Origin of the sequence: Streptomyces sp. NTH33, from assembly GCF_003236365.1 — a bacterium.
Taxonomy (GTDB): domain Bacteria; phylum Actinomycetota; class Actinomycetes; order Streptomycetales; family Streptomycetaceae; genus Streptomyces.
On record NZ_POTZ01000847.1, the window covers coordinates 1 to 1,579 of the forward strand.

Sequence of the window (1,579 nt, forward strand, 5' to 3'; positions counted from 1 at the left end):
GGGTGGAAGGGGTGAGGAGGTCCCAGGCCAGCAGCCCCGCGCCCAGGCAGCCGGCGGTGTCCCCCAGGGCGGCGGGGACGATCGAGGGCGGCTTCTGGAAGGTGATCCGCCGCCGGACGGCCTCGCGCAGCGGCGCGAACAGCGTCTCGCCCGCCTCGGCGAGTCCGCCGCCGATGATGAGCGTGCGCGGGTCCAGCAGGGTGAGCGCGGTGACCAGCCCGTCGGCGAGCGCGTCCACCGCCTCCTGCCAGACCGCCCGTGCCCTCGCGTCGCCGGACTCCACGGCCTCGGCGCAGTGGGCCGCGTCCGCCTCCGGGTCCCCGCAGGCCTTCGCCCATGCCTGGCTGACCGCCGCCGCGGAGGCGAACCGCTCCAGGCAGCCGCGCTGCCCGCACGGACACGGCAGTCCGCCGGGCCGTACGACGATGTGGCCGATCTCGCCCGCGAAGCCGTGTGCGCCCGCCTCCACCCGGCCGTCGATGCCGATGGCGCCCGCGATCCCGGTGCCCAGCGGCACGAACAGGAACCGGTCCGCGCCCCGGCCCGCCCCGATCCGGCCCTCGGCGAGCCCGCCGGCGCGCACGTCGTGCCCCAGGGCCACGGGGGCGTCGAGCCGCTTCGCGAGCAGGTCGCGCAGGGGTACGTCGCGCCAGCCGAGGTTGGCGGAGTAGGCGGCCACGCCCCGCTCCTCGTCGACGATGCCGGGAACGGCGACGCCGGCCGCGGCGGCCTCCTCGCCCAGGTGCGCCGCGCCGTACGCGCGCAGTTCGGCGGCGAAGTCGAGGATGCCCTCCACGACGGCGTCCGGCCCGCGCTCGCGGCCGGTCGCCCGGCGCGCCCGGTGCAGCAGGGAGCCGCCGGCGGCGACCAGGGACGCCTTCATCCCGGTGCCGCCCACATCGAGGGCGATGACGTGTCTCACGGGGGACAGTGTGGCCCTTCGACCCACAAGAGGTCTAGTCCACTCGCGTGACGGGGCCCTCACGGCTGGACGGGAACGAGCGCGGTGGCGTCCGCCCCGGGCAGGACGGCGCTCCGCGGCGGCTGCGGGAGCACCGGAACCCGCCCACCCCTGGCGATGTCGGTGACGGCGGCTACGGTGCCGGTATGGACGACGACCAGGAGCACGCGCTCGGCCGCAGGGAGCGGGACATCCTCGCCCTGGAGCGCCGCGGCTTCACCGGCCCCGGCGCCAAGGAGCGCGCGATACGCGAGGAGCTGGGCCTGTCGCCCGTCCGCTACTACCAGCTCCTCAACGCCCTCCTCGACGACACCCGCGCCCTGGCCCACGACCCGGTCACGGTGAACCGGCTGCGGCGTATACGCGAGGCGCGGCGCTCCGAGCGCTGAGGAGCGGAGGAGTGCGGGCGGCCGGGTGTGGATAGGTTCGGCGTATGGGAAGCCAGGACAGTCACGCCACCGACTCGACCACCCCCGTGCCCTCCCTGCCGACGCCTGCCACCCGGGCCGGCCGGGACGGGCTCGCCGCGCTCCTCGCGCGGCCGGAGCGAGCGGTGATCGCGCTCGACTTCGACGGGACGCTCGCCCCGATCGTGCCCGACCCCGACCAGGCCCGGGC

2 protein-coding genes and 1 pseudogene are annotated in these 1,579 nt (G+C 76.6%); 2 read left to right on the plus strand and 1 reads right to left on the minus strand.

Translation table 11 applies throughout. The annotated features are described in order from the left end of the window. Positions 1 to 922: ROK family protein (locus C1I97_RS36905; protein ID WP_111007238.1), on the minus strand; the 922-nt coding region annotated here is incomplete at its 3' end. 185 nt (positions 923 to 1,107) lie between these two features. Between C1I97_RS36905 and C1I97_RS36910 the strand changes: the two genes are divergently transcribed. Both C1I97_RS36910 and C1I97_RS36915 read left to right on the plus strand, forming a co-directional pair. After that, complete coding sequence (locus tag C1I97_RS36910) at positions 1,108 to 1,350, plus strand: DUF3263 domain-containing protein (protein ID WP_111007239.1); 243 nt, start codon at positions 1,108 to 1,110, stop codon at positions 1,348 to 1,350. A gap of 44 nt (positions 1,351 to 1,394) precedes the next feature. Further along, positions 1,395 to 1,579, plus strand: a pseudogene (locus C1I97_RS36915) (trehalose-phosphatase); the annotation flags it as partial.

Coding starts and splice junctions, on each gene's coding strand:
- C1I97_RS36910 (WP_111007239.1), top strand. CDS start 1,108: ATGGACGACGACCAGGAGCACGCGCTCGGCCGCAGGGAGCGGGACATC.